This is a genomic window from Rahnella rivi (assembly GCF_019049655.1).
GTDB lineage: Bacteria > Pseudomonadota > Gammaproteobacteria > Enterobacterales > Enterobacteriaceae > Rahnella > Rahnella rivi.
Window position 1 is genome coordinate 140,165 of sequence record NZ_JAFMOX010000067.1, and the last position, 26,530, is coordinate 166,694.

Consider the following 26,530-nt stretch of genomic DNA (forward strand, 5'->3'; position numbering starts at 1 on the left):
CGGCGAGATTTGGTTTAGTATCACCGGGTTAAGTATCGCAAAGCATCTGATCGCTTACGGATAAGCGCACCCCCGGCCACCCGCACGCCGGGACAGTCTTCAACACTGTCAGGAATGTTTTATGGATGATAAAGATATTAGTGCCAGCCTGAATAAGCTCCGCAATTTGGATCTCAACCTGCTGACAGTTTTTGAAGCGGTGTATCTGCACAAAGGCATTGTTCATGCAGCAAAAGCGCTGAACCTGACTCCGTCATCGGTCAGCCAGTCTATTCAAAAGCTACGCAATACCTTCCCTGATCCTTTGTTTATTCGCAACGGCCAGGGCATCAGCCCGACAGCCTATGCCACTAACTTGCATAAACACATCAGTCAGGGACTCAGCGCCATTCTCACCGGGCTGGACTTCACGCACGATAATGATAAATCTCGCGTACTGACAGTAAGTTGTTTCCCCTACATTGCGCTGATTACTTTCCCGCTGATCCTCAAAGAACTTGAGAAAATAAACTGTAACTACACCCTGAAGCACCTTCCGCTCAGTGATCCTGAAGATACGCTGATCCAGCACCGTGCCGATTTAGTGATCGACACCAGCCCGTTGTTCAACAAATCGCTCAGGGGCTGCACGCTGATGTCGGATCACACCGTATTTGTGTGCCGCGAGAACCATCCGACCGTGAGCAAAACGCTGACGACTGAACAGGCGCTGACCATGCCGCAAACGACGATCATGACCAATGCCAGCGACCTGAGAAGAATGCAGTTTGAGCTCAGTGAATCCTTGCCCGATCGCCCGATTGTGTTCACCAGCTATAACGCGATCAATATTCTCTCAATGGTTGCCAATACTGATCTGCTGGGCATTTTGCCGGAAAAGATGGTGGATATGTTCGCCCCCACGTTCAAAGTGCAAAAACTGAGCTGCGAAATTCCCACACTGTCATACAGCGTGATCATGTATTACAACAAAACCGCCAAGAGCGACAAAACCTTGAGCATGATTATCGATGCTATTGATGTTGCGTTCGCCGGGCAGGAAAAGCGTTCTCGTTCGTAACGTCTGAAAGATAAAGCCGACGCCCGGGGAAATACCGGTTTTCCTCTTGTAAATTTTCACGGGCAGTTAAAAATTTACACACCATTAACACCCTCCTGCCTCGCCCGCCACACCTGATAAATACCTTTTATTTTCAGTTGATTATGATAATGCATAACCCGCGATTATCTCCTCAGGGTGTGACTCAGGTTAAATATTTGCAGCATTTAGCACTTCATGTCATGACGAAGGGCTGAACGAAGTGATGCTTCAATGATATAATTTCCGCATTATTTCTACTTTTTTTGATGAATCAGCCAGTTCATTGAATGTCCTGAAAAATCTCGAGTTACGAGAGACAAACCTGGAAGCTGCAAGACTATGAGTAAACCGATTCAGATGGAACGCGGCGTTAAATACCGCGATGCAGATAAGATGGCGTTAATCCCGGTGAAAACCGTGGTCAGCGACCGGCAGGAAATGTTACGTAAGCCGGCATGGATGAAAATCAAATTGCCTGCCGACTCATCCAAAATTCAGGGCATCAAAGCGGCACTGCGCAAGAACGGCCTGCACTCCGTTTGTGAGGAAGCGGCCTGCCCGAATCTGTCAGAATGCTTCAACCACGGTACCGCGACCTTTATGATCCTCGGCGCCATTTGTACGCGCCGCTGCCCGTTCTGCGACGTGGCCCATGGACGCCCGACCGCGCCAGACACTAACGAGCCTGAAAAACTGGCACAGACCATTGCGGATATGGGCCTGCGTTATGTGGTGATCACCTCGGTTGATCGTGACGATCTGCGCGACGGCGGTGCTCAGCACTTTGCCGATTGTATTGCCGCCATTCGTCTCAAAAACCCGACGATTAAAATCGAAACTCTGGTGCCTGATTTCCGTGGCCGTATGGATCGCGCGCTGGACATTCTCAATGAGACACCGCCAGACGTCTTCAACCACAACCTGGAAAACGTTCCGCGCGTTTACCGCCAGGTGCGTCCGGGGGCAAACTACGAGTGGTCGCTGACCCTGCTGCAACGTTTCAAAGAAGCGCATCCGGAAGTGCCTACAAAGTCAGGCCTGATGGTGGGTCTGGGTGAAACTAACGAAGAAATTATCGAAGTGATGCGCGATCTGCGCCGTCACGGGGTGACCATGCTGACGCTCGGCCAGTACCTTCAGCCAAGCCGTCACCACCTGCCAGTGCAACGTTACGTGAGCCCGGAAGAGTTCGATCAGATGAAAGAAGCCGCGATGGAAATGGGCTTCACTCACGCGGCCTGCGGTCCGTTCGTGCGTTCGTCTTATCACGCCGATCTGCAAGCGAAAGGGATGGAAGTTAAATAATCTGAGGCGCTGAAGTCACCTTCAGCGCTTAATATTTTGTTACTTCTTTATGCCTGAATGCAAAAAAGGTTGTTCGCGAGAACAACCTTTTTTATTTTGGCCGCCACACCAGAGACTTCAGTACGGAATACTCAGTCTTTATGCTCTACGCGCTTTTCTTCTTCAGCCGTTTTTTCAGCTGTCGCAGGTGCCGGGGTAGCATCATCATTCATCGCTTTCTTAAAGCCACGCAGTGCAGCACCCAGGTCACCGCCCAGAGAGCGCAACTTGCTGGTACCGAACAACAGAACGATCAGCACGCCGACCACTAACAATTTAGTAATACTTAGACCTTCCATACATACCTTCTTTACACTGAGTGCCAGAAAACAGCGGTAACAACCTGTCATTATTAACGGCCATTCACGACGCTAATACAAACCGAAAATGTAACAGAACGGATCCAGTATTGTGCGCATTATGACCAGCGACGGCGATTATGAGCGAGAACTGCCTGCTCATAAAGCACTTCTGCCATCGGGCGGAGGAAATACGCTGCAAACTTGATGTTGACCCGGATTTTGTTGCACCGCTGCCCGTCAGATAAAGCGGCTTAAGAAGGCCTGCGTGCGAGGATGCTGTGGATTAACCAGCACCTCGCCCGCCGTTCCCTGTTCGACCACAACACCGCGATCCATAAACACCACGCGGTCCGCCGCCTCTTTCGCAAAACCAATTTCATGCGTCACAACAATCATCGTTAAGCCCTGCTTCGCCAGATCCCGCATGGTTGACAGCACTTCGCCCACCAGTTCCGGGTCGAGCGCCGAGGTCGGCTCATCGAACAGCATCAGTTTAGGTTTCACCGCCAGCGCGCGGGCAATCGCCACACGCTGTTGCTGTCCGCCAGAGAGATGGCGCGGATAAGCATCGGCTTTATCGCTCAGACCGACCTTTTCCAGCAGCTCGCGGGCATATTTTTCCGCCTCCTGCCGCGACTCTTTATGCACGCCAACCGGGGCTTCGATAATATTTTGCAGCACGGTCATGTGCGGATAAAGATTGAATTGCTGGAACACCATACCGATATCCCGGCGCTGGCGTGCAATCGCCCGTTCAGACAATTTATGCAGCCGCTCGCCACGCAGCTCATACCCGATTTGCTCGCCGCCCACCATGATTGAACCGCGATCGATATCTTCCAGATGATTGATACAGCGCAGAAATGTCGATTTACCCGAGCCCGAAGGCCCGAGGATGACCACAACTTCGCTGGGTTTCACATCCAGATCTATGCCTTTCAGCACTTCATTGTCGCCGTAACTTTTATGCACGTTACGGGCAACCACCAGTGACGCCGGTTCGGATGACCCGATGTCGGAGGGTAAATGACTCATAAGTCCTCCTTTCGGGCCATGCCCGGTGAATTCATAATCGGCGCGGCTTTATCTTCCGCAGCATGTTGACGGCGCTTCACGCTGGGCAACGTGCGGCGCGTGCCACGGGAGTAGTAACGCTCGATGGCGGACTGTCCGAGATTAAGCAACGACGTGATGAACAGATACCAGATCACCGCAACCATCAGCATCGGCACCACTTCGAAGGTCCGGTTGTAAACGGTTTGCACCGAATATAACAGGTCACCCATGGCAATGACGCTGACCAGCGACGTCGCTTTGATCATACTGATCAGCTGGTTACCGGTAGGCGGAATGATCGAGCGCATGGCCTGAGGAATAATGATCCGGCGCAGCGCACGACCACGACTCATGCCAAATGCCTGGGCCGTTTCAGCCTGACCGTTATCGACTGACAGCAAACCGGCGCGAATGATTTCTGCCATGTACGCGGCCTCATTCAGCGCCAGCCCCGCAATGGCGGCCGTCAGCGGTGTGATCAAATCATTGGTATTCCAGCTCATGTATTCAGGGCCAAACGGAATGCCCAACACCACGCGCGGGAACAACGTCGACATGTTGTACCAGAACAACAGCTGAACCAGCAGCGGCGTACCCCGGAAGAACCAGATATAAAGCCCCGCCAGCTGCCGCAGCAATAAGCTGTTCGACAAACGCGCTATCGCCAGCATCAGACCAATGAACACACCGAGCACCATTGAAACGACGGTCAGGCCGAGCGTGACGCCCAGACCTTTAATCACCGTACCTTCCGTGAACCATTGGGCAACAACGTGCCATTCAAAGTTTTTATTCTGCGAGATGCCCCAGAGAACATCCGCGGCGATCAGCAGCACCACAATCCATGCCACCCAGCGGCCAACGCTGCGTGGCGCATGGGAGAACTCAACGTTACGACGTGGATCCTGCGTATAGTCGTCCTTGACTGCCGGCTTTAAACTATACGTTTTATCGGTCATTTAGGTTGTGCCTTTGCCAGATTGATGCCCGGTGCCTGGATCATGTTGCCTTCCAGACCCCATTTTTTCATGATGATGGCATAGGTACCGTTATCAAACAGCTTCTGATAACCGGCGAGAATCGCATCCCGCACCGCTGAGTCTTTCGGCACCACCGTGCCCTGGAAAATATCACCGAAACCATTCGGCTGGCCGGTACCGGTCAGTTCCAGCTGGCCATTGGCTTTCTCAACAAAATAGGTCAGCGGCGCCTGAGAAGAGAAGAATGCGTCAGAGCGGTTGGAACGCACCGCCAGAATGGAGGTTGGCTGATCGCTGAAAGATTGCACGGTCACGGCAGGTTTGCCGTCTTTCACGCACACCTCAGACTGCTTGCGGATAACCTGTTCCGCTGACCCCCCCGCCATCACGGCAATGCGTTTGCCGCAGGTATCGCCGAGAGCATTGATCTTTTCCGGGTTGCCTTTACGCACACCAAACACAACGAACTCTTTGACGAAATCGACGAAATCATTCTTAGCCTGACGGTCAGGATAATCGCCAATCGGGCCGATGCCCATCTGGTAGCGGCCAGCGGCCATACCGCTGAGGATCCCGGACAAACCGGTCACCGAGGCATGTTCAATTTTTACACCCAGCACTTCTCCCAGCGCATGGGACAAATCGGCACTCGCGCCGTCGAGGCCGTTGCTGCCGGTCACGATTTCATAAGGAGGGAAAGAGCCATTATTCACAGAGGTCATCACACCCGACTTCTGAATGTCCGCAGGTAATTTGGCGTGGATCGCCGGGTCCATCGTCTGAGCCGGGATCGCAACACTTTCAGCAGCAAAAGCATTTAAGGAAGACACGGAAAGTAAAGCAGCAGTCAGCACCGCGGCCTGACGTAATTGTTTTGCCATCATCTCTTATTCCTCTGTGTAAAAAATCAGTCTGTGAGTTTATGAATGTTGTGTATTTATAATTGGAGCCTTCCGTGGCGAACTTCTTTTGAGTGATATTTTTGGGGTCTTTCTTTACAACGAGTTCCCTGGTGAGGCGCTCGCGTTACTGCCTTGAGCACTGAATATCAGCCGTTGAGGAGCGGCCGGATCAGGCTCAGTCGTTGTGCAGCTGCGGCAAACCAAAACGACGGTTTGCCAGCACCGGCAACACTTTTCGGGCATGTGCCAGACGTGCTTTGTCCAGCTCGGCAAATATCAGGGCGGGCGCTTCGGCGGCGCGGGCAATCGCCACGCCCAGCGGATCCACCACCATACTGTTGCCGATATTACGCTCGCCACATTCACCCACTGCCACCATGTAACTGGTATTTTCCAGCGCGCGAACCGAGACCAGCATGTCCCAATGCATTTCTTTCAGCGGACCTTTTACCCAGGCAGCAGGCAGCACCAGCACGTCTGCGCCATCCAGCACCAGACGGCGCGCCAGCTCCGGGAAACGCACGTCGTAACAGGTCATCAGGCCAATGTTAAACCCGGCCACCTCAACCAGCGGCGGCACATCATCGCCCGCGGTAACATTTTTGGATTCCTGAGACGAGAAAGCGTCATACAAATGCAGCTTGCGGTATTGCGAAATAATTTCACCATTGCGGATAGAAATCAGCACGTTATAGGCACGATTGTCTGGCGCAGGTGTATGCACGCTCATCATGGTGGTCATCTGATTGCCACGACTGGCGGCCAGCAACTGACTGACAAACGGGCCGTCCAGCGGTTGTGCAGCTTTGAGAACTAAATCCGGATCAGTGATATCGCGCGCCAGAATACCTTCCGGCAGCACCAGCAAATCTGCACCTGCTTCCAGGGATTTCGCCATCAGCGAAAGGCAGGTTTCTACGTTAGCTTCCCACTCGCGGGAAACGGCAAACTGACCTAATGCAACTTTCATCGTAATTTCTCCGGCCATTAACGGTTGGCAAATTGCGGGAACAAATCTGCCGGCGTCAGGCGCTGAGCGGTCAGCCCCTGGGCATGTAATTCATAAGCAAAATCGTCGATCATTTTTTCGTTGGCGGCGAAACCGTTTGCATTCCAGTTCGCAGGCAAATCGACCACTGTGCGGCGTAAATCATCCAGCAACCACGGTGTGGTATCGGCGTATTTCGCGCGCTTATCCATCCAGAGTTCATAAGACTGATCGATAATGTCGCTTAACGCCTGCGGCAGCCAGGGGTGAGCTTCAGCCAGCGCCGGTTTGATCGCCAGTAAGTGAATACCGGGGATGTAACCCACGCGGTTAAAATAGGCCAGTTCAGCCGCGCGGAAATCCGGCTGGAACTGACGGAAACCGGAATCCGGTTTAAAGAAGCCGTCAGGCATAAATGGCGTGAAGATCGCGTCCAGCCAGCCTTCCTGCAACAGTTCCATCATAGGACGTTCGCCCGGAACCGCTTCGATGCGCCCTTCTCGGCCAAAACCCGCCAGGCGATCAACAATCGGGTGCGCCTGCGTCAGACGGCCCACGTACCAGTTAGCGTCTTCGATACCCACGCCTTCCAGCGCCAGCAGCGTACGGGTCCAGGTATTGCCTGAATCCTGCCAGCCGGTAAGGCCGATGCGTTTACCCGCCAGTTGCGACAGCTCGGTCAGCGGACTGTCTTCGCGGGTGATAATGCAGCGCTGACGAAAACCGCGCATCAGGAAGTGCGGTATGGCCAGCAGATCGGTTTCACCACGGGCGCGGCCCTGGGCATAGCGGCTGAAAGAGACTTCACCGGCGTCGTACTTCTCGCTGGTCGCCAGGTTATCGACCAGCGTACCCACACGATCAATCTCGAGGGTAAACCCTTCAGGTTTAAGATCGCCCAACGCCAGTGGCGTAAAATAATCCCAGTCACGAACGGCCAGCCTGATGGTAATCGTCACATCTATCCCCTTAAGTGTCAGCATTTGATATGCAGAAAGACAATGCTGCGCTGCGCAGTTTGTTCATCATTCGTTCACAAACTCGTCCACAAACGCATTAGATTCTTTTACGAAGGAGATGATGTTCACGACAGCATGATTATTTTATCGCCTCCGTTGGCTAAGTTTGATACTAATGGCATAAATTAATATGTACAATAGAATCTTTGTTACTGAACAAAAGGCAAAAAAATGGCTGAAAACTCCCCGGAAAAAACGCTGGACGCAGAATGGTTAGCAATACAATTGCAGGACCGTTCAATGCGGGGTATCGCGATTGAAACGGCGGCGCTGATCCGCTCGGGCGTGATCGAAATTGGTACCCATCTGCCTGCCGTTCGTGAGCTGGCGCAGGCGTTAGGCGTCAGCCCGGCCACGGTTTCCGCCGCCTGGGGCCAGCTGCGTCGGCAAAAAGTCATTGCCGGACGCGGCAGAAATGGCGTCTGGGTTTGCGGCGACATGCTTTCACCGCGCCCTGCCCGTTTTGAAAAAATCGGTAACTTTGGCGAGCACATCATCGCCGATCTGGCGCTGTCTTCGCCCGATCCCGCGCTGTTGCCAGATCTGCATGAAGCCATGCAGCAAGGGGTCAGCGCCGATAACCTCAACAGCTATCAGCGCGAAGCCATTGCCCCGGCTTTACTGGAGGCGGTGAAACCTGACTGGCCGTATGACGCACCGGCGTTTATGGCGGCTGACGGCGGGTTCGATGCGATGAATCTGGCACTGCAAACCTTACTGATGCAGGGCTCAGTGGTCGCGATTGAAGACCCGACGGCCACGCGATTGCTGGATATGCTGGATAATCTCGGCGCGCAGGTGGTGCCGGTGAAATGTGATGAATTCGGCCCGATCCCCGAATCACTGAGTCACGCGCTGGCCAAAAACCCGTCGGCATTTATTTTCCAGCCCCGCACTCATTCCCATTGCGGCCATGCACCTGATGCAGAACGTTTTGCGGCGCTGGCGGCCATTCTCGCCGGGAGCAATGCGCTGATTATCGAAGACGATGGTATCGGACAGCTCTCCGCTTATCCGCCGGTCAGCATGGGCAGCGTCCTGCCGGAGCGCACCGTACACGTGCGCTCCTATTCAAAAGCCTATGGCCCGGATTTACGGCTGGCCGTGCTTTCCGGTTCTGAAGATCTCGTCAAACAAATCAAATCTTTCCGCAACTTTGGCGCAGGCTGGTCGAGCCGCATTTTGCAACAAGCGCTGGCATGGTTGATTAAGGATCAAAACACTCAGGAAGGGATTACGCATGCCAAAGCGATTTATGCCGCACGGCGCAAGGCAATGTCAGATGCCCTGCGCATCCGCGGTGTGAACATCCCTGAGCGCGACGGGCTGGCGATGTGGATCCCGGTGCCGTCAGAGCAGTTCGCGCTGGTGACGCTGGCCGCACGCGGTATCGCCGTGTTGCCGGGCGAGCGCTGCCGCATCGGACCGGGGCAGTTTATCCGCATCAGCACCAGCCAGATTCATGCAGATAAAGTCGATCTGATTGCCGATGCCATTGTGCTGGCGATGGGCTGACGTTTTACGCTAAAATCAGCCCCTGCTGTATGGAGATGACATTCCTCCCAAACCGCCTTTACCGGCTGATGATGTCTACGCAATCTCGCGAGAGGTTCGTAGCATCGCGCCCGGACCTTTCTGTTTTTTCTCTGTTTATAAGGTTTTCTATGTTCAGCACCTTACTTGCAGTTTTTATTGGCGGCGGTATTGGCAGCGTTGTCCGTTGGTATGTCAGCCTGAAAATGAACGGAATGACACCGGTGCTGCCGGCCGGCACACTGACGGTCAATCTGGTCGGCGCATTTATCATCGGGCTGTGTATCGCCATTTTCAGCCGGATGACGCATCTTGATCCGGTATGGAAAATGCTGATCACCACCGGCTTTTGCGGCGGATTAACCACGTTTTCCACCTTCTCGCTCGAAGTGGTGTACATGTTGCAGGACGGTCGTTTTGGCGCAGCCTTACTCAATATGGCGCTCAATCTCGCCGGTTCACTCGCCATGACCCTGCTGGCGTTTGCACTGGTCAGTTGGTACAGCGCGCACTGACTCACCCCGGCGGCGATCTCTTTTCTGCTCTGAGACGCCGCCGTGGCTTCATTTTGTGACCTGCGTTCCGCTTCCTCTCCTTTGTCTTAATGTTTCCTTCATGTTCTGCCGCGATAATGGCCAGCATCAATTCCGGTTCATTCATGTAAACATGAGGTATGCCATGTTCTCCGCTCCAAAAACGTCATCCGAATATCTGGTTGTGGCCCTTTGCGTCCTGACCGTCGCCGCTTTTTTCCAGGCGTACTTCGCTTAATCACACCGCCTGCAGGTTGTGATACCCCTCTTTTCGCTGACGGCGCATTTCTCTGGAATGCGCCGTTTTGCCGTCTTCATCATACAAATATTTACCTGCCGGACCTTATTGCCTATAATTGAGAATGATCGTTCACATTCATTAACGGCGACCCGCCAGGACATCCATGCTTGCCCCACAAACCTGCACTAAAGACGCGCGCATCAACGCCCGACGTGACCAGATCATCGCCGCCGCCCGCCTGTGTTTTCGCAAACATGGTTTTCACGGTGCCGGTATGGCTGAAATCGCCAAAACGTCACAGCTCAGCGTGGGACAGATTTACCGCTACTTCGCCAATAAAGACGCCATCATCGAAGAAATTGTTCGCCGGATGGTGACGAATAAAATCCAGCTGATCACCGGTAATGCCCATAATTTACAGCAGGTAGCGCACAATCTGGCGCACCGGCGCATCGGCAATCTGAGCTCGCCGTTCAAAGAAGACATTTGCATGGAACAAAAAGAACAGGCCGAAATAGATCACGCCCTGATGCTCGAAGTCGCTGCCGAAGCGACCCGCAATCCGGTGGTGGAGAAGATCTGGCGTGACTCAGAAAAACAACTGTTCAATGAAGCAAAATCCTTCTTAAGTAAAAGTTTCCCGCAGTTTTCAGATGCCGAAATGACCGCGAAAGTGGAAAGCCTGGCGGTCATTTGCGAAGGCACCGCATTCCGCCGCCTGACTACCGCTCACGCTGATGCAGAGCGCCTGGAAGCCTTATACCATCGCTACTTTCAGGATCTGTTCAACACGGATTTTCTCTCCCCCAAACCGGAATAACTCTTCACCATGAGCGCTCACTTGCATGAAAAACGCCTTGGCTACGCCCTGGTTCTCGGCTCACTCGCGGCTCTCGGTCCGTTGTGTACCGATCTGTATTTACCGGCCCTGCCGGAGCTGGCCGGAGAGCTGAATACCTCGACCGCCAGCGCCCAGCTAAGCCTCACTGCCGGTTTACTCGGCCTCGGTTTCGGCCAGCTGATCTTTGGTCCGCTCAGCGATCGTTATGGCCGTATTCGTCCGCTGTTATGGTCGCTGGCTCTGCTGCTGGCGACGTCGGTGTGGTGCGCCATGGCGCAGGATATCCATCAGCTGATCGTCGCCCGCTTATTGCAGGGGATCGCCGGTGCCGGTGGCGCAGTATTGTCTCGCGCCGTCGCCAGAGATTTATACAACGGGCATGAACTCACGCGGTTCTTTGCGTTACTGATGCTGGTAAACGGGCTGGCACCGATCATTGCGCCGGTGCTGGGCGGTGCGATGCTGAGCTGGATGAACTGGCGGGGGATTTTCGGCGTACTGGCGGTGATCTCCATCATGCTGTTTGCTTCCGCTGCGCTGAAACTGCATGAAACCTTGCCGCAGGAACGCCGTTCGCAAGGCGGTATTTTCAGTATGCTCGGCTCGGTCTTTTCGCTGCTCAGGCACCGTCCGTTTATGGGGTTGTGCCTGACGCAGGGGTTCGTGATGGCCGGAATGTTTGCCTACATCGGCGCATCGCCCTTCGTGTTACAGCAGATTTACCACCTCAGCCCGCAGATGTTCAGCCTGTGTTTTGCCGTTAACGGCATCGGGTTAGTGATTTCCGCGCAAGTATCAACGCGCTTTAGCCGTCGCTATGGCGAAATGGCGCTGGTTAAAACCGGATTGTGTATTGCTGCCGTAGCCTCTGTCGCGCTGGTGATTGCCGCAAGCCTTGGCGCACCGCTGATTATGCTGCTGATACCGCTGTTCTTCTCGGTGATGGTGATCGGGATTGTCAGCCCGAATGCGGGATCGCTGGCGATGCAAAGTCAGGGGGAAAATGCGGGCAGCGCGTCGGCACTGCTGGGCGTGTGCATGTTTGCACTGGGTGCGATTGCCGTGCCCGTCACCGGTTTTGGCAGTATGCCAGCGCTCTCGATGGCGCTGACCATGCTCGGATGCTACGCGATTGCCATCGTGCTGTTTATGACGCTGGTGAAAAAACCGGCGTAATACTCTCAGTATTCCAGGCAACATCTTCTGCGTATTACAGGCAAAAAAAAACCCGCTTCGGCGGGTTTTTAAGTAATCGGCTAAAGTCAGATAGCGATAACGTTAGCAGCCGACGGGCCTTTGGCACCATTGGTGATTTCGAACTCTACGCGTTGGCCTTCAGCAAGGGTCTTGAAGCCCTGGCTGGAAATAGCAGAGAAATGAACGAAAACATCTTTGCTGCCATCTTCAGGGGTAATGAAACCAAAACCTTTAGATTCATTGAACCACTTAACGCTACCTTTAATCTTAGACATCAAACTTACCTTTACGTGAATGTTGGACACAAAATGTGTGTCAAATACAGTACAGCAACAGATCTCCATTTTGTCCAGAATTCTGATGGCAATAAGCGATAAACCTCTCATTCCTGACTTTTCATTGCCGTTTTCTTCTGCAAAATCAGCCATCCACGGCGTGCTGTCGCGAGACGTCAGAAAAACGAATCGTCGTCATCGTTGAAATCATCAGAACCCATATCATCGGAACCGAAGCCGGAATCGAGATTGTTGTCGCCCAGGGAAGCATCTTCCCAGGACGGCTGATTGCTGTCGAAACCCTGATTATTGTTATCCAGAAAACTGCTGTCAGCAGGATTGAGATCCTGCACCGGCGGTTCCTCAATGATATTGACGATTTCCTGTGGCTGACTGTGATGGAACATACCGGTCAGCATATCGGCCAGCACCACGCCACCGGCCACACCCGCCGCCGTGCGCAGTGCGCTGCCCAGAAAACCCGGCGCCTGCGCAGCCGCCTGAGCCGGTGCAGGCTGTTGTCCGGCATATTGCGGTGGCTGTTGAGGCTGCGCGCCCCACCCCTGCGTGCCGGGAATTGGCTGACTGCCCTGCTGCGCCGTGCGCTGCGGTTCAGGCTGGGAAGATCCCCCGCCAAACAGTCCGGCCAGAAAACCGCTGCTCTGGGGTTTGGTCTGCTGCGCCTGCTGCAACTGCGCGATCTGCTGTTGCAACGCCTGCACCTGGCCGTTGAGTTTGGTCAGCGCCGCTTCCTGAATAATCATCGCCTGCGCCATGTAGTAAGGAGCCGACGGCTGCTGGCGGATATGATCCTGAATCACACGTTCCGCTTCCGCATCGCGCGGCGCAGTGCTGGACTCAGCTTGTTGCAAGCGACTAAAAAGCCCGTCAATTAAACGCTGTTCTTCAGATTGCATACATTCACCTTGTTGATATGGCGTAATTCGCCGTGCGTCGCCCGCTGCAACACACAGCCAGAACTTACGAATCACACTAATACAATTGAATTAAAGTATGAATTAACCGAGTGTCAACGAATGTGACGAATGTAAATGGCGTTCGGGGAGTGCTGCGCAGAAGGAAACCCGCCTGCCGGGAAGCAGGCGGGAGAAGGCCGGACTTATTTTTTAGCTGACCAGCCGAGGATGAAGTCCTGATCCGGCAGTTGGGTATATTGACGCACGATATCGTGATACGTCTTCGCAGGATCCAGGGTTTTGAATTCCTGCGGATAGATAAATTTCGCCAGATATTCCATTCCGACGATGTTGTACGGATGGTTATAGAACTGGTGATAAATCGCGTAAACATTGCCGTTCATTACCGCAGGAATTTGCGCCACACCGGTACGTGAGGTCAGCACTTTCGCTTCTTTATCCAGGCTGGCCTGATCGGCGCCGTAACCGAAAGGCAGAATGTGGGTGACAGAACCGCCCTTCGGACGCGCGGAACCGGTCATGATATACACGTCCGGCTTCATGCTGATCACCTGCTCAAGCGACACGGTGCCCGACGCGCCCGGCAACAGTTTACTGCCAATGTTATTGGCCTCTACCGCCTGGATCAGTTTACCCCAGCCTGCGTTGCCGTGGGTGAAACAGCAGGAATCATCGCGACCGGCAATGGGTTCGATGAAGACGTTAGGTTTGTTTTTAATGCCCGCGACGGCTTTCTGAATGCTCTGCAGATGCTCGTTATAGAACTGGGTGTATGCACGGGCATTGTCTTCCTGATTCATCACTTTACCCAGCAGATCGATGCTCGCTGCGGTATTTTTTGCCGGGTCCAGTTCATAGTCCAGGAACACCACCGGAATGTGCAGTCCGGCGAGTTTATCCAGTACACCGGCCTGCGCCAGGGAATCTTTTGCACGCAACTGGGCGATCATCAGATCGGGTTTCTTCGCGATCACGGTTTCCAGATCAATCTGCCCTTTATCACTGAAACCCATATCGAGGATCTTCGCAGATTCCGGCCATTTGCTTTTCAGCATGTCCCAGGTGCCGCTGTCGGTTTTCTTCAGCAGGTTGTTCCATGCCACCACGTGCTGGAAAGGATTGGCCTTATCCAGAACCGCCAGCGCCAGCAAATCACGGCCATCCTGCAAAATCACGCGCTGCGGCGCTTTATCGATAGTGACTTTCCGCCCGGCCAAGTCCGTCACGGTAAGCGGGTACGTGGTGGCAAAAGTGGAGAACGATGCGGCCATCAGACCGGCAACAGACAGCACGCGAGCGGTGTTCTTATACATGCAAAGCCCCGAAAATGAGAATGAATGAAAAGTGATTTTGATAATTGTTATCAAAAAAGGAGGAAATAATAAACAAGGAATGATTGATGAGGCAATGGTTTTGCGGGGATGAACGAGGATAAAACATGTCGAAATATGAACGGGATACCTGAAAGGCATCCCGTTTGGCTTAAGTCATAGGATAAATTTACCGCACCGGTTAACCGGTTACCGGCCAATAAACCGCAGCAGGAATTCGCTCACCATCGCCCGTTTAAAGGCAGACTGCGCCTTGTCCGCCGCCGCGCTGTGCCCGCCTTCGGTATTCTCATAAAAATAGACATCAGGAATACCCATCGCCTGCATTTTCGCTGCCATTTTACGCGCATGGTCTGGCCCGACGCGGTCATCGCTGGTCGCCGTTGAGAACAGCACCGGCGGGTATTTTTTTGCCGGAGAGAGGTTGTGATACGGCGAGAACTCGCGGATAAAAGCCCACTCTTCAGGATCCTGCGGGTCGCCATACTCGGCAATCCACGAAGCACCGGCAGAAATCTGCGTGTAACGTTCCATATCCAGCAACGGCACTTCGCAGACAATCGCCCCGAATAATTCCGGGTAACGCGTCAGCATATTGCCGACCAGCAGACCGCCGTTGCTGCCGCCCTGCGCGGCAAGATGCGCCGCAGAGGTGATGTTACTGGCGATCAACGCTTTGGCGACTGACGCGAAATCTTCATATGCCCGCAGACGTTTTTCTTTCAGCGCCGCTTTGTGCCATTCCGGTCCGTATTCGCCCCCACCGCGAATATTGGCCAAAACAAATACACCGCCACGATCCAACCACGCCACGCCGCTGACGCCGAGATAATACGGGTCCAGCGACACTTCAAACCCGCCATAACCGTACAACAGCGTCGGATTTTTACCGTCATACACCACGTCTTTGCGGCAGATAACAAAATAAGGCACGCGGGTGCCGTCGTCGGACTGCGCAAAATGCTGGCTGACCTGATACCGGGACGCATCGAAATGCGACGGATCCTGTTTCAGTAATTCCGCTGACTGGTGTGTGCCGTTGTCCAGATCCCCCAGCGACAGGCTGGCCGGTTGCAGGAATCCGCTGACACTCATGAAATATTGGTTCGAATCGTCTGCCACGCCCCAGGCATTGATTTTGCTCAGTTCCGGCACATGCCCGAACGGCTCACGCCGCCAGTCACCCTGTTCCGGCGTCAGGACTTCGAGGCGGTTTACCACATCGCGCGTGATACTGAGAATGATGTGATCGCGGGTGCAGGAATATCCGCTGAGCTGATCCTGTGCGGTCGGCATAAACAGCGGTTTCAGCGCGCGTTCACCGGCCATAAAGGCGTCAAAATTCATGGTCAGCAGAGAACCCGAGGGCCAGCTTTCGCCGCTGACCTGCCATTCGCTGGCAGGCTGGATCAGGATCCACTCGCGCCACGAGCTGAATTTAGCATCGGCCGGCACATCAATTTTGACCAGATGCTTTTTCTCATCCAGCAGAAACACTTCGCGATGATAAAAGTCGATCACCCGCACCACATAATCGTGTTCGAAGCCTTTAAAACTGTCGTGATAGCCGACCGCCATCATGTCTTTTTTACCGGCGCTGTATACCGTTGTGGCTTCGCTGAGCGGTGTGCCGCGTGACCAGATTTTCACGATGCGCGGGTAACCGGAGTCGGTGAGTGAATCTTCCCCGAAGTCGGTGGCGACAAACAGATGGTCATGATCAATCCAGCCCGTGCGACTTTTCGCCACCGGCAGGAAAAAGCCGTCAGAGACAAATTCGCGCGTTTGCAGATCAAACTCACGCACTTCCGACGCATCACCGCCGTCGGGTGAAAGAAAAATCAGCGCGCGCTTAAAATCGGGTTTGAGCGGGTACACGCCGTGGTACACCCAGTCTTTCCCTTCCGCTTTGCCCAGCGCGTCGATGTCCAGTAGCGTTTCCCAGTGCGGTTCGGCTTTGCGGTACTCCTCCAGCGACGTGATACGCAGCAGGCCGCGCGGATTCTGCGCATCCTGCCAGAAGTTGCACCAGGTTTGGCCGAATTTGCTGATGCCGGGGATCTGATCCGGAGAATTCAGCGCCTCAAGCACTTTCTGGCGAAGAGGATCGAAATCGCGGCCTTGCGTAAACGCCGCCAGCGTGACCGGATTTTGTTCATGCGCCCAGGCCAGCGCCTGTTCGTTGCGTATGCCTTCCAGCCAGATAAAGTCATCCTGCTGCGGGGTCGTTGAGTCAGTCGTCATGCGGTTCTGCTCCTTCAGTCATGAGTTTGCGAAGTTATTGCACCAGGATGCCCTGAATCAGGCTGGCCTTGACCACGGTCACCTGCGAAATGTTCAGCGCCTGCATAAAGCCTTCCACCAGCAGTAAATTACTGACGTCGGTGGCGCGATATTCACCAGTGAGTTCGCTGTCGCCTTTCCATACCTGATTTTTCGACACGCGCTGCACATCTTCCAACGTGTAAGTATTGTTCGCCGGACGCAGCTGATCTTTTACTGAATAGCCGTGAACACCACCGATACCAATCACCCGGCGGGTCTGCGCATCCTGTTTGATTTGCGGGCTGACGTGCGTTCTCGCATAGAAATTCACGTAACGCAGCACGGTATTGCGCAGCGAACCGATCGGGTTCGGAGACGCGGCTTTATCCAGCGCCTGATTCTTCAGTACGCTGATAATAAATTCTTTCAGCGTCACCGACGCCAGTTTGCCCTGATAAATATCCGTGACCGTTTTGCCGTTTTGCTCACGCAATGCCGTCATCTGCATCGATCCGCCGCCGATGTCCCACACCAGCAGATCTTCATTTTTCACGCTGTTGTCATGCAGTGCGGCTTTCGCCGAGAGGAACCCCAGCGCGGCTTCCTGTTCCTGCGTGATGATGCGCAGCTGGACCTGTGCCTGCTGGTTAAACAGGTCGATCACCTGCTGCCCGTTTGACGCCGAGCGGAACACCGCCGTCGCTACGCCGGTGATGCGCTGCGGGTGGAAAGTGCGGGCCTTGTCCACCATCTCTTTCAGCGCAGTGACGCCCTGCTGCTGCATCGCGCTGCTGATTTGATTGTTGCCGGATTTGCCTAAATCTTCGTTAAACGCCAGCGGACGCTGATCTTCATACAGCACTTTGCCCAGCTGATGACGGCAGATATCGACCTGTGCGACCTGAATTTTAGTGGTGCCCGAACCCATATCAATACCGGCGCGGGTTTCTATACACTGGCTGGCCAGCGCCGAAAAAGTGCTTAATGCCAGTACCAGCCCCAGAAGACTATTACGTGTGAAATTCATTTCATCCTGCCCTGAAAAATATAACAAAAATCATAAAGCACTCAGGAATACCTGTTTTATCGCTGTGATTTCAAGCTTTTTTGCTTTCTGTTTACCCGCTGGTTTTGCCAAAAAGCGCAATCCGGCGGCATAAAAAAAGCGAAAAGACACTGCATTTTGTCCGAAATAATGAGTTATGCGATCCAGCGATGATCTGGCTATGACTTTTTGTGAGTCAGTTCAAGCATTGAAATAACAGGAACGCCTATAAAGAAATCATTACCTTGTGATGACAAAAAATGACGGAATTGTGAGGTAAGAATGAGGCACTAAATCAGGCAGTACGATAAAGGAGTAGAAATATGGAATGGAAAATTATAGATATCCTGAACATCCCGCACACAGGTTTGAAATATATCTGCATTCAGGCATTTAAAAACCTGAAGCTGATTTTGTCAGTCGATGACAATTTCTCCCTGAAGACCGGTGACACGTTAGAAATCACACCGGAAGGTTATTCACTGAACCGCCATGAACCACAAACGCTGAAGATCCACCGCATGATGCCGTATTGTCAGCAACGCTGGCAGTCGCTTTCCATCCAATGAAGACGTCTTTGACATGATGATCCCCGCTTCGATGAAAGTGTTAAATGCATTACTCGAATAAAAAAGCCGGTTATGACACCGGCTTTTTTTTATCTCTTTTTTGGTCAGATAACCCGTCATGCTCGCCGAACGCCTGCTGCGGCACATCCACCCAGCGGTCTTTACGTGTGGCTTCGTATTGCTGATTCTTCGGATAGTAAATCCGATTTTCCGCTTTATTGGCTTCGCCAATCGTCAGTAAATGCACCTCATCATCGGTGTTATTAATGAAGGTGTGACAGATACCGGTTCCCTGGGGAAAGGCGACAGCGTCACCCGGTTTCAGCGGGTGCAAATCCCCGTTGATCCAGGCATCCGGATGCCCCTGCAACACATACACGAACTCATCTTCTGCACTTTCTGCGTGCGGGTAGCTGGTACGACGCCCCGGTAACAAACGTTCGTGGTGAATACCGATACGCGTCAGCCCCAGTGCTTTACCGAGCGGCGCGCCAATTGACATAAGCTCATCATCGCCGGGATAACTGCCGTCGTCCGGGCCTTCAAGCTCCGTCCAGTGACGGATAAAATCGGGTCTTTGCTTGCTCATAGTGCCTCTAAGGAAACTGGATTTAATACTGCGTTGGCGATTTCACCGGCGTGGCATAAATGCTTTGCACCTGCTCTTTAGGCAGACAGGCAAATTTTATGTGCACCTTTTCGCCGTCATTACTTTCGCCCAGCGTCTGGAATTTTCCGCTACAGAAATCAAAAATCTTTTTATAGGTATCCGCGCGGCGGTGACGTTCCAGAATGGAAAATACGGACGAAAAATAACTCGCCTGGCCCTGCGCGAAAGATGCATCGAAATTGGCAGGACGATAGGTTTCATCGCCCACCGGTTCATCAATACTTGAGCATCCTGCCAGTAAACCCATCAACACGACTGTTGCTATCATCACTTTTTGACTATTTTTCATCATTATTCATCCCGAAAAATGTTTATCCCAATCAGAAAAAAAGGTTATGCCCTGCCTGCACTGCCAATACTGTTTTTGCCATTTTGCTTCACGCTGGCGACCGCACGCTCGGCGGCGGCCAGCCATTGATGATAATCTTCCCGCCCGCGTGACGTGGCAATTCCCACACTCAGCGAACACTGGAAACCCGCGTCCTGCGACAGGCGGATCTCCGACACCTTGAGTAATAACCGGTACCCCACCGCGTAGGCTTCTTCTTCGGAAATTCCCGGCAAGATCACCACAAACTCATCGTCGCCCAACAGCGCCGGAAAATCATGTTCGCCGGTTTCCTGACGCAATATCGTCGCAACGGCCCGCAGGACATAGTCGCCCGCCTCAGTGCCGAACAGGTCGTTCACCATTTTCAAATCATCGACATCCAGCACCATCAGGCACGAAAGATCGTGTTTTGAACGCTCGAACTCCAGCATCAGCCGCCGGTCCAGCAACCGGCGATTCGGCAACCCCAGAAAAGGATCCATCAGCGCGGTTTTCTCCAGCTCATGCTGTTTATCACGCAGTTTTCTGGAGATGGAATAGTTGGCGGCGCTGAACGCGATAATGTAAATCGTCGACAGCGGCAGCGTCAGCCACAGCGTTCTGTCGGTGACCACGGGATACAACGTCATGCCGGACAACGGCCAGCACACAATAAAACCAGCGCAGAAGAACACCATCGCACGGCGTAATAACCGCCAGCCGCCCGCTGAGAAACGGTCAGCAATAAGGATAGACGTAATAATGGCCGACGGCAGCGGACAGATCCCCATCATCGCCACCCAGGCGCCTCCGGCAACGGCATCAAAAGCCAGATTTCTGAACTCAGCCTGATTCGATTTTTTAGCGCGGCGGGAAATCCGCATGGCGACGTGTGGCCAGACAAACACATTGAGTACCAGCAACCCGAGAGGCAGCCAGGATGCGCCGCGCTCCACCAGCACCGACGCGATCGGGAAAAAGCACAGGAAAGTGCCCAGCATGCGCATGAGATACATTCGTCGCAGAAAACGATCCGAACGTTCACGCACGTGGTGATCATCCGGGAAATAATATGGCATACCTGGCAAAGCTCGCTGAATGTAATTCTTTTTATAGTAGTCGAGTTAGTGATAACTCATCTACAAAAAGCACGGTATTCAATGGCAGGAACAGAGGGTGTTTTTGACTTATTTAGAGCGTCTTAGGAATTTAACGGGAAAATTTGAGATAACACTGGCAAATGAATAAAAAACGGCCATATCAGAATGGGCATTCCAATATGGCCGGGAGGGGTCAGCTGACTCTTTTCTTACGCCGTCAGCGTCGCCATATCGATCACAAAGCGGTATTTCACATCACTTTTCAGCATACGTTCGTAGGCGTCATTGATGTCCGGCATGCTGATCATTTCGATGTCAGAACCGATGCCGTGTTTAGCGCAGAAATCGAGCATTTCCTGCGTTTCCGCAATACCTCCAATGCATGAACCGGCGACAGAACGACGGCCCAGAATCATCGACAACGTGCTGAGCATCGGGCTGATATCACCGAGGAAACCGACGAAGACCAGCGTACCGTCGATATTCAGCGTTGGCATGTACGGGTTGATATCGTGGACATATGGAACGGTATCGATGATGAGATCGAACTCGCCTTGGGTGGCCGCCATCTGTGCTTCGTCTGTGGAAACAACGATGTGATGCGCGCCCAGACGGCGGGCATCTTCCGCTTTACCGGCGGAACGGGTGAACAGCGTCACTTCTGCGCCCAGCGCGTTGGCCAGTTTCAGCGCCATGTGGCCCAGACCGCCCAGACCGACCACGCCGACTTTGCTGCCTTTGGTGATGTTCCAGTGACGCAGCGGCGACCAGGTGGTGATGCCCGCACACAACAGCGGCGCAGCGGCTTTAAGATCGATACCTTCCGGCATTTTCAGCACGAAGCTTTCACTCGCCACGATGGTTTTGGCGTAACCGCCGTAAGTCGGCATATGGTCGTGACGGTCAACGCTGTTGTAGGTTTGCGTGTTGCCTTCCAGACAGTATTGCTCCAGACCTTTTTCGCACGGGGTGCAGACACGGCAGGAATCGACCATACATCCGATACCGGCGTAATCACCGACTTTGAACTGAGTGACGTTTTTACCGACTTTCGCCACGCGGCCTACCACTTCGTGGCCGGGAACCAGCGGATAAGTACTGAATCCCCAGTCGTTGCGCGCCTGATGCAAATCAGAGTGGCAGACGCCGCAGTACATCACGTCGATGACAACGTCATCTTCACGCGCTTCGCGTTGTTCGAATTCAAAGGGAGCTAAAGGCACTTTGGCTGACTGAGCAGCGTATCCGAGAACTTTCAGGGTCATGTTATTTCTCCGAAATGAGGGGTGAGCACGGACAAAGGCCCTGACATAACCATGTCAGGGCTGGAAATCTGAAGCGGGACCGCGTTTCTGCCGATGACGAAAACCCGGCCTGCGCGTTAATGATGCCGGACTTAACGTTTCTGATACTGGGCGTCGGTCACTTTTTCCAGCCATTCGACCGGGCTGCCGTTCAGGGATTCGGCGATCGCAATATGCGTCATGGCATTTTCCGGCGTCGCGCCGTGCCAGTGTTTAACCCCTTCAGGGATCCACACAATATCCCCCACGCTCATGTCGCGGATCTCGCCGCCCTCTTCCTGTAACCAGCCGCGACCGTGGGTCACAATCAGCGTCTGTCCCAGCGGATGGGTGTGCCATGCGGTACGTGCGCCTGGTTCGAAGGTCACGGTCGCACCGCCAACGCGGGCAGATTCGGTGCCGCTGAATGGCGCGTCAATACGCACGTTGCCGGTGAAGTAACTTTCCGGTCCTTGCTGCGATGGGGTGGAGCCGTTCCGGGTGATTTTGATTTTTTCGCTCATTGAATTCTCCGCTTCGGCATAAGCTGCCGGGGCCATACAGGACATCATGATAGACAGTGAAAGCGTAGTTGCTCTGATGCCGTTCATGTCACTTTTTCCTTCATGATGGGCTGCGTGAGTGTAGTGGCACTACGTTACCGCCATACGGCGAACAGGACTAGGCAGCAAAATGTGAAAGGCGCTATGAGGAGAATTCATCAATCAGGCGGCGGACAGGCACAACACTCAGCACCATAAATAGACAGTTATCTTTCGCCCGCAAGCCGCCGAAGGTGCCGGGTTGTGCGGGCTACCCGGTGTTCCCCCGCAGCCGGTGAACTGATCGGCAAAAATGTGCAGTGAAGATCACACTTTAAATATGTTAACGTTAACATTTGTGATTAACATCATAAATCCGTTATCGCCTGTATGGGAAAAGCAATAAGTTAACGTTAACAATGTGAACTACCTCTTCGAATGCGCACGGATATGCCATGAAAACAAGTCACCGAAGTCACTACTTTCAGTTAAGCGGATTACTTTTCTGCTTCTTTTACACCTGGTCATCTGCTTTTTCGCTGATCTCACTTTGGCTCAGCCAGAAGGTCGGGCTTAAAGGCGCGGAAACGGGGTTATTCTTTTCCGCCATTGCCCTGACGGCGCTGTGCGCGCAGCCGCTGTACGGTTTTATTCAGGACAAGCTGGGGTTACGTAAAAACCTGCTGTGGGCCATCGGCATACTGTTACTGGCCAGCGGACCTTTCTTTATCTTCATCTTTGCCCCGTTGCTGCAAATCAATATTCTGCTGGGCGCCGCCGCTGGCGGCTTGTACGTGGGCGCGACGTTTTTTGCCGGGATTGGTGCGCTCGAATCCTATACCGAGCGTGTCAGCCGTATCTTGGGGTTTGAGTTTGGTAAAGCCAGAATGTGGGGATCGCTCGGCTGGGCCGCCGCCACCTTCCTCGCCGGGATCCTGTTTAACATCAACCCGAACCTTAACTTCTGGATGGCTTCGTCTTCTGCGATCATTTTCCTGCTGCTGCTGTGGCGGCTGCGTGAGGTGAAGACCGATGCGCTGAATCAGCTCGAGTACGGCAAGCCCGGTAACCTTCAGCTTTCTGATGCGATTGCCCTGTTCCGCCTGCCGCGTTTTTGGGCGCTGATTGTGTTTGTGACCGGCGTCAGCGTTTACAACGTCTACGATCAGCAGTTTCCGGTGTACTTCGCTTCACTGTTCCCGGACGTTAAAAACGGCAATGAGATGTACGGTTTCCTTAACTCCTTCCAGGTGTTTTTAGAAGCGGGCGGCATGTTCCTCGCGCCGTTCGTCGTCAATAAAATCGGGGCAAAAAACGGCTTGCTGCTCAGCGGGCTGATTATGGCGCTGCGCGTTTTTGGTTCAGGTCTGGCAGCGGATGCGGTGACCATTTCCTGCATGAAACTGCTGCACGCCGTGGAGCTGCCGATCCTGCTGATCGCCATGTTTAAGTACATCACCACCCGCTTCGACCCGCGCCTTTCAGCCACGCTGTATCTGGTCGGGTTCCAGTTCATCACGCAGGTGTGTGCCAGTGTGTTTTCCCCGCTGGCCGGTTACGGCTACGACCGGATCGGCTTTGCCGACACCTACATGATTATGGGGATGCTGGTGCTCATCCTCACTACGATCTCGGGATTCCTGCTCATCGGCGAAAAGAGCCGGACAACCCCTTCCGTATTATTCAAAAAGAGTGAGATTTTATGAAACAGCGACTGGAACGCGCAGAACAGGCGTTGCGCGACGGAGCAGCAACGCGCGGCAAATCCTTTTACCCGCATTTTCACCTCGCGCCACCGGCGGGATGGATGAATGATCCGAACGGGCTGATTTATCACCAGGGGCGATATCACGCGTTTTATCAGCATCATCCGTTTAGCGAGAACTGGGGACCAATGCACTGGGGGCACGCCACCAGTCAGGACATGGTGAACTGGCAACATCAGCCTGTCGCACTGGCGCCGGGCGAAGAGTATGACCGGGATGGCTGTTTCTCCGGCAGCGCCGTGGACGATAACGGCGTGCTGAGCCTGATTTACACCGGCCACGTCTGGCTGAGCGGCGAAGGCAATGACAGCGCCATCCGTGAGGTGCAATGCCTTGCCACCAGCGAGGACGGCATTCATTTCACCAAACAGGGCGTGGTGCTCACACCACCGGATAACATCATGCATTTTCGTGATCCGAAAGTCTGGTACGAAGACGGCCACTGGTGGATGGTGATCGGGGCGCGGGATGACAGCGATATCGGCCAGGTGTTGTTGTACAAGGGCAACAGCCTGCGCGACTGGACGTTCGACCGCGTGCTCGCCAAAGCTGACCGCAACACGGGTTACATGTGGGAATGCCCGGATTTTTTCCCGCTTGGCGATGAACATATTCTGATGTGTTCCCCGCAGGGCATTAAAGCGCAAGGCGATGATTATCTGAACTTATTCCAGAGTGGCTGCCTGCGCGGAACCTGGCGACCGGGACAGGATTTTGAGGTTCGCGAAGGTTTCCGCGAGCTGGATCACGGCCATGATTTTTATGCGCCCCAGTCATTTACCGCAGCCGACGGTCGTCGGGTGATCATCGCCTGGATGGACATGTGGGAATCCGTGATGCCCTCAAAGGCCGAAGGCTGGGCGGGTTGCATGACGCTGCCGCGCGAACTGACACTGCACGATGGCAGCGTGCGGATGGTTCCGGTGCAAGAAGTGCGGACGCTGCGCCGTGAGCATTATCCTCTTTCGCTATGCCTGCTCAGAGACAGCGTTCAGCACATCGCAGATGACGCGCAGGCGCTGGAGATCATCACCCGGTGGGATCGCCCTGCCTGCGATGCAGAACGTTTCGGTATCAAACTCGGTGACGGCGTGACCCTCTTTGTGGACACACGGGCGCAGAGACTCTGTCTGGAAAGGGACTTCCCGATGCACGGGATCAAAGACCAGCGCAGCGTGGCGTTAACGCAAGGAAAGGTGCTGGAACTGCGGATCTTTATCGACAGCTCGTCTGTGGAGATTTTCGTTAATCAGGGAGAAGCAACATTAAGCAGCCGGATTTACCCGCAGCCCGGTCAGCGCGCCCTCTCCTGCTTCGCCGCTCACGGTCAGGCGGCGTTGATTGAGGGAGACGTCTGGAGGCTGAGCGCGGGTTAACGCTGAACGCACGATAAAGACGCGCGCTCCAGCACGGGAGAGGCGATCTTTATCAGGCCGTGATTGGGGCGTTGCTCAATAAGATGCAGCACCGCTTCACGGCCTATTTCGCTGTGCGGCAATTGCACCGTGGTCAGCGGCGGAAGGAACAGATCGCCGATACCGACCATGTTGTCGTACCCGAGCACCGCGACCTGCTGCGGTATCGCAATCCCCTTCGCCAGCAGCACCTGGTACGCCAAAAAGGCAATACGATCATTGCCGCACACCAGCACGTCGAAATCCGGCTTTCCGCCGGGGATAAAGTCCTCAAGCATTGTCACAACATCACGATAATGCTCATCGCCCAGCGCCATATGCAGCTGACGAAGATGTTCTGCCGCCAGCCCCGCTTCGCGCCATGCCTGTTCCGCACCGGCGCGACGGCGGGTTCCGGCGGGGATCGACTCCGGTAAATAAATGCACAGCGGATGGCGGTAGCCTTTGCTGATCAGCAGCTTGGTCGCCTGATACTGGCCGTCAAAATCATCGGGAATGTAGCCCGGCAGCGCGTGTTCACGGCTCAGGCAATTCGCCAGCACCAGATTTTTATCCACCAGACGCGAGGGAATATCGACTTCACGCAGCCCCATGGTGGTAAAAATAATGCCGTCCGGACGCTGGGAAAGCAGCTGGCTGACCGCGCGCTCGCTGTCTTCCTGCGAGGTAATGCTGACCAGAAAACTGCTCCAGCCAAATTCGCGGGCCGTGAGTTCAATCGAGAGAAGCAGTTCAACGGAGAATGGCGTCGTGGCGGTATCGAGCGCCAGCACGCCGAGCGTGGAGACTTTGCTGCTTTTGCCGCGCATCTTGCGCGCCGAGAAATCGGGCACATAGTGAAGTGCGTCAATGGCCTGCTGCACGCGCGCCAGCGTTTCCGGCTTCAGCCTTTGCGGCTCATTAATGGCGCGGGACACCGTCATCAGCGAGACGGATGCCCGTTGTGCTACTTCTTTCAGCGAAGCCATAACTCTCCCGATTGGCAATTTTACAGCCCTGATCCT

The 26,530-nt window shown here is 54.0% G+C and carries 26 protein-coding genes and 1 riboswitch; of the genes, 9 read left to right on the plus strand and 17 right to left on the minus strand.

The genetic code is table 11. From position 1 onward, the window contains the following. The first annotated feature begins 121 nt into the window (after positions 1-121). Both J1779_RS23750 and lipA read left to right on the plus strand, forming a co-directional pair. Entirely contained in the window at positions 122-1,060 is a 939-nt protein-coding gene (locus J1779_RS23750; RefSeq protein ID WP_056771474.1) for a YbeF family transcriptional regulator, read from the plus strand. 360 nt (positions 1,061-1,420) lie between these two features. Further along, positions 1,421-2,386, plus strand: coding sequence for a lipoyl synthase (lipA, locus tag J1779_RS23755; protein ID WP_056771471.1), 966 nt, complete (start codon positions 1,421-1,423; stop codon positions 2,384-2,386). Between the two features lie 131 nt (positions 2,387-2,517). On the opposite strand, the gene tatA is transcribed toward lipA, so the two are convergent. From tatA to J1779_RS23785, 6 genes are all read right to left on the minus strand, one after another. Beyond that, positions 2,518-2,724: a Sec-independent protein translocase subunit TatA gene (tatA, locus tag J1779_RS23760; protein WP_056771468.1), complete on the minus strand. Its 207-nt coding sequence runs from the start codon at positions 2,722-2,724 to the stop codon at positions 2,518-2,520. A gap of 240 nt (positions 2,725-2,964) precedes the next feature. Further along, the gene (locus tag J1779_RS23765) at positions 2,965-3,762 is read right to left on the minus strand and encodes an amino acid ABC transporter ATP-binding protein (RefSeq protein ID WP_238485285.1); all 798 of its coding nucleotides are present in this window, start codon (positions 3,760-3,762) and stop codon (positions 2,965-2,967) included. After that, positions 3,759-4,742 carry an amino acid ABC transporter permease gene (locus J1779_RS23770; RefSeq protein WP_217204940.1) on the minus strand — a complete coding sequence of 328 codons (984 nt, stop codon included), beginning with the start codon at positions 4,740-4,742 and terminating at the stop codon, positions 3,759-3,761. The genes J1779_RS23765 and J1779_RS23770 overlap by 4 nt, the downstream gene beginning before the upstream one ends. Further along, the gene (locus J1779_RS23775; protein ID WP_056771463.1) at positions 4,739-5,647 is read right to left on the minus strand and encodes an ABC transporter substrate-binding protein; all 909 of its coding nucleotides are present in this window, start codon (positions 5,645-5,647) and stop codon (positions 4,739-4,741) included. The genes J1779_RS23770 and J1779_RS23775 overlap by 4 nt, the downstream gene beginning before the upstream one ends. 193 nt (positions 5,648-5,840) lie before the next feature. Next, complete coding sequence (locus J1779_RS23780) at positions 5,841-6,635, minus strand: deaminated glutathione amidase (protein ID WP_056771460.1); 795 nt, start codon at positions 6,633-6,635, stop codon at positions 5,841-5,843. A gap of 17 nt (positions 6,636-6,652) precedes the next feature. Continuing rightward, the gene (locus J1779_RS23785; protein ID WP_338019879.1) at positions 6,653-7,612 is read right to left on the minus strand and encodes a substrate-binding domain-containing protein; all 960 of its coding nucleotides are present in this window, start codon (positions 7,610-7,612) and stop codon (positions 6,653-6,655) included. Between the two features lie 231 nt (positions 7,613-7,843). Between J1779_RS23785 and J1779_RS23790 the strand changes: the two genes are divergently transcribed. From J1779_RS23790 to J1779_RS23805, 4 genes are all read left to right on the plus strand, one after another. After that, complete coding sequence (locus J1779_RS23790; RefSeq protein ID WP_122095889.1) at positions 7,844-9,187, plus strand: aminotransferase class I/II-fold pyridoxal phosphate-dependent enzyme; 1,344 nt, start codon at positions 7,844-7,846, stop codon at positions 9,185-9,187. Positions 9,188-9,209: 22 nt separating this feature from the next. After that, positions 9,210-9,272: riboswitch (Fluoride riboswitch) on the plus strand. A gap of 64 nt (positions 9,273-9,336) precedes the next feature. After that, on the plus strand, positions 9,337-9,720 hold the full coding sequence (crcB, locus tag J1779_RS23795; RefSeq protein ID WP_136376269.1) for a fluoride efflux transporter CrcB: 384 nt from the start codon (positions 9,337-9,339) through the stop codon (positions 9,718-9,720). A gap of 422 nt (positions 9,721-10,142) precedes the next feature. Continuing rightward, the gene (locus J1779_RS23800) at positions 10,143-10,799 is read left to right on the plus strand and encodes a TetR/AcrR family transcriptional regulator (protein WP_217204942.1); all 657 of its coding nucleotides are present in this window, start codon (positions 10,143-10,145) and stop codon (positions 10,797-10,799) included. Positions 10,800-10,808: 9 nt separating this feature from the next. Next, positions 10,809-11,996: a multidrug effflux MFS transporter gene (locus J1779_RS23805; protein ID WP_217204943.1), complete on the plus strand. Its 1,188-nt coding sequence runs from the start codon at positions 10,809-10,811 to the stop codon at positions 11,994-11,996. 86 nt (positions 11,997-12,082) lie between these two features. Here the strand turns inward: J1779_RS23805 and cspE are convergent, their stop codons facing one another. The 5 genes from cspE to J1779_RS23830 all read right to left on the minus strand — a co-directional run bounded on the left by cspE (position 12,083) and on the right by J1779_RS23830 (position 17,853). Then, positions 12,083-12,292 carry a transcription antiterminator/RNA stability regulator CspE gene (gene cspE, locus J1779_RS23810; RefSeq protein WP_056772010.1) on the minus strand — a complete coding sequence of 70 codons (210 nt, stop codon included), beginning with the start codon at positions 12,290-12,292 and terminating at the stop codon, positions 12,083-12,085. Positions 12,293-12,468: 176 nt separating this feature from the next. Then, the gene (locus J1779_RS23815; RefSeq protein ID WP_217204944.1) at positions 12,469-13,209 is read right to left on the minus strand and encodes a DUF2076 domain-containing protein; all 741 of its coding nucleotides are present in this window, start codon (positions 13,207-13,209) and stop codon (positions 12,469-12,471) included. 203 nt (positions 13,210-13,412) lie between these two features. Beyond that, on the minus strand, positions 13,413-14,543 hold the full coding sequence (locus tag J1779_RS23820) for an ABC transporter substrate-binding protein (RefSeq protein ID WP_217204945.1): 1,131 nt from the start codon (positions 14,541-14,543) through the stop codon (positions 13,413-13,415). Positions 14,544-14,750: 207 nt separating this feature from the next. Next, positions 14,751-16,805 carry a prolyl oligopeptidase family serine peptidase gene (locus J1779_RS23825; RefSeq protein ID WP_217204946.1) on the minus strand — a complete coding sequence of 685 codons (2,055 nt, stop codon included), beginning with the start codon at positions 16,803-16,805 and terminating at the stop codon, positions 14,751-14,753. A gap of 34 nt (positions 16,806-16,839) precedes the next feature. Beyond that, a complete protein-coding gene (locus tag J1779_RS23830; protein ID WP_217204947.1) occupies positions 16,840-17,853 on the minus strand; it encodes a Ppx/GppA phosphatase family protein in 1,014 nt (337 codons plus the stop codon). A 341-nt stretch (positions 17,854-18,194) separates the two neighbouring features. On the opposite strand from J1779_RS23830, the gene J1779_RS23835 reads away from it, so the two are divergent. Further along, on the plus strand, positions 18,195-18,440 hold the full coding sequence (locus J1779_RS23835; RefSeq protein ID WP_056771428.1) for a hypothetical protein: 246 nt from the start codon (positions 18,195-18,197) through the stop codon (positions 18,438-18,440). A gap of 70 nt (positions 18,441-18,510) precedes the next feature. Here J1779_RS23835 and J1779_RS23840 read toward each other — a convergent pair whose 3' ends face one another. From J1779_RS23840 to J1779_RS23860, 5 genes are all read right to left on the minus strand, one after another. Continuing rightward, positions 18,511-19,029 (minus strand): cupin domain-containing protein, encoded by a 519-nt coding sequence (locus tag J1779_RS23840; protein ID WP_217204948.1) that lies wholly within the window; start codon positions 19,027-19,029, stop codon positions 18,511-18,513. 22 nt (positions 19,030-19,051) lie between these two features. Then, the gene (locus J1779_RS23845; protein ID WP_238485286.1) at positions 19,052-19,402 is read right to left on the minus strand and encodes a hypothetical protein; all 351 of its coding nucleotides are present in this window, start codon (positions 19,400-19,402) and stop codon (positions 19,052-19,054) included. Positions 19,403-19,443: 41 nt separating this feature from the next. Continuing rightward, entirely contained in the window at positions 19,444-20,469 is a 1,026-nt protein-coding gene (locus tag J1779_RS23850) for a diguanylate cyclase domain-containing protein (protein ID WP_338019880.1), read from the minus strand. 260 nt (positions 20,470-20,729) lie between these two features. Beyond that, positions 20,730-21,785, minus strand: coding sequence for an NAD(P)-dependent alcohol dehydrogenase (locus J1779_RS23855; protein WP_217204950.1), 1,056 nt, complete (start codon positions 21,783-21,785; stop codon positions 20,730-20,732). Between the two features lie 131 nt (positions 21,786-21,916). Continuing rightward, a complete protein-coding gene (locus tag J1779_RS23860) occupies positions 21,917-22,327 on the minus strand; it encodes a (R)-mandelonitrile lyase (RefSeq protein ID WP_122096115.1) in 411 nt (136 codons plus the stop codon). A gap of 473 nt (positions 22,328-22,800) precedes the next feature. On the opposite strand from J1779_RS23860, the gene J1779_RS23865 reads away from it, so the two are divergent. Continuing rightward, positions 22,801-24,051, plus strand: a complete 1,251-nt coding sequence (locus tag J1779_RS23865; protein WP_217204951.1) for an MFS transporter — start codon at positions 22,801-22,803, stop codon at positions 24,049-24,051. Continuing rightward, a complete protein-coding gene (locus J1779_RS23870; protein WP_217204952.1) occupies positions 24,048-25,487 on the plus strand; it encodes a glycoside hydrolase family 32 protein in 1,440 nt (479 codons plus the stop codon). The genes J1779_RS23865 and J1779_RS23870 overlap by 4 nt, the downstream gene beginning before the upstream one ends. Here J1779_RS23870 and J1779_RS23875 read toward each other — a convergent pair. Beyond that, positions 25,484-26,494 carry a LacI family DNA-binding transcriptional regulator gene (locus J1779_RS23875; protein WP_217204953.1) on the minus strand — a complete coding sequence of 337 codons (1,011 nt, stop codon included), beginning with the start codon at positions 26,492-26,494 and terminating at the stop codon, positions 25,484-25,486. The genes J1779_RS23870 and J1779_RS23875 overlap by 4 nt on opposite strands. Positions 26,495-26,530 lie beyond the last annotated feature (36 nt).

Coding starts and splice junctions, on each gene's coding strand:
- J1779_RS23750 (WP_056771474.1), top strand. CDS start 122: ATGGATGATAAAGATATTAGTGCCAGCCTGAATAAGCTCCGCAATTTG.
- J1779_RS23870 (WP_217204952.1), top strand. CDS start 24,048: ATGAAACAGCGACTGGAACGCGCAGAACAGGCGTTGCGCGACGGAGCA.
- J1779_RS23800 (WP_217204942.1), top strand. CDS start 10,143: ATGCTTGCCCCACAAACCTGCACTAAAGACGCGCGCATCAACGCCCGA.
- J1779_RS23855 (WP_217204950.1), bottom strand. CDS start 21,785: ATGACCCTGAAAGTTCTCGGATACGCTGCTCAGTCAGCCAAAGTGCCT.
- J1779_RS23770 (WP_217204940.1), bottom strand. CDS start 4,742: ATGACCGATAAAACGTATAGTTTAAAGCCGGCAGTCAAGGACGACTAT.
- tatA (WP_056771468.1), bottom strand. CDS start 2,724: ATGGAAGGTCTAAGTATTACTAAATTGTTAGTGGTCGGCGTGCTGATC.
- lipA (WP_056771471.1), top strand. CDS start 1,421: ATGAGTAAACCGATTCAGATGGAACGCGGCGTTAAATACCGCGATGCA.
- J1779_RS23780 (WP_056771460.1), bottom strand. CDS start 6,635: ATGAAAGTTGCATTAGGTCAGTTTGCCGTTTCCCGCGAGTGGGAAGCT.
- J1779_RS23840 (WP_217204948.1), bottom strand. CDS start 19,029: ATGAGCAAGCAAAGACCCGATTTTATCCGTCACTGGACGGAGCTTGAA.
- J1779_RS23805 (WP_217204943.1), top strand. CDS start 10,809: ATGAGCGCTCACTTGCATGAAAAACGCCTTGGCTACGCCCTGGTTCTC.
- J1779_RS23775 (WP_056771463.1), bottom strand. CDS start 5,647: ATGATGGCAAAACAATTACGTCAGGCCGCGGTGCTGACTGCTGCTTTA.
- J1779_RS23830 (WP_217204947.1), bottom strand. CDS start 17,853: ATGAATTTCACACGTAATAGTCTTCTGGGGCTGGTACTGGCATTAAGC.
- J1779_RS23860 (WP_122096115.1), bottom strand. CDS start 22,327: ATGAGCGAAAAAATCAAAATCACCCGGAACGGCTCCACCCCATCGCAG.
- J1779_RS23865 (WP_217204951.1), top strand. CDS start 22,801: ATGAAAACAAGTCACCGAAGTCACTACTTTCAGTTAAGCGGATTACTT.
- J1779_RS23820 (WP_217204945.1), bottom strand. CDS start 14,543: ATGTATAAGAACACCGCTCGCGTGCTGTCTGTTGCCGGTCTGATGGCC.
- J1779_RS23765 (WP_238485285.1), bottom strand. CDS start 3,762: ATGAGTCATTTACCCTCCGACATCGGGTCATCCGAACCGGCGTCACTG.
- crcB (WP_136376269.1), top strand. CDS start 9,337: ATGTTCAGCACCTTACTTGCAGTTTTTATTGGCGGCGGTATTGGCAGC.
- J1779_RS23845 (WP_238485286.1), bottom strand. CDS start 19,402: ATGATGAAAAATAGTCAAAAAGTGATGATAGCAACAGTCGTGTTGATG.
- J1779_RS23875 (WP_217204953.1), bottom strand. CDS start 26,494: ATGGCTTCGCTGAAAGAAGTAGCACAACGGGCATCCGTCTCGCTGATG.
- J1779_RS23815 (WP_217204944.1), bottom strand. CDS start 13,209: ATGCAATCTGAAGAACAGCGTTTAATTGACGGGCTTTTTAGTCGCTTG.
- J1779_RS23825 (WP_217204946.1), bottom strand. CDS start 16,805: ATGACGACTGACTCAACGACCCCGCAGCAGGATGACTTTATCTGGCTG.
- J1779_RS23835 (WP_056771428.1), top strand. CDS start 18,195: ATGGAATGGAAAATTATAGATATCCTGAACATCCCGCACACAGGTTTG.
- J1779_RS23790 (WP_122095889.1), top strand. CDS start 7,844: ATGGCTGAAAACTCCCCGGAAAAAACGCTGGACGCAGAATGGTTAGCA.
- cspE (WP_056772010.1), bottom strand. CDS start 12,292: ATGTCTAAGATTAAAGGTAGCGTTAAGTGGTTCAATGAATCTAAAGGT.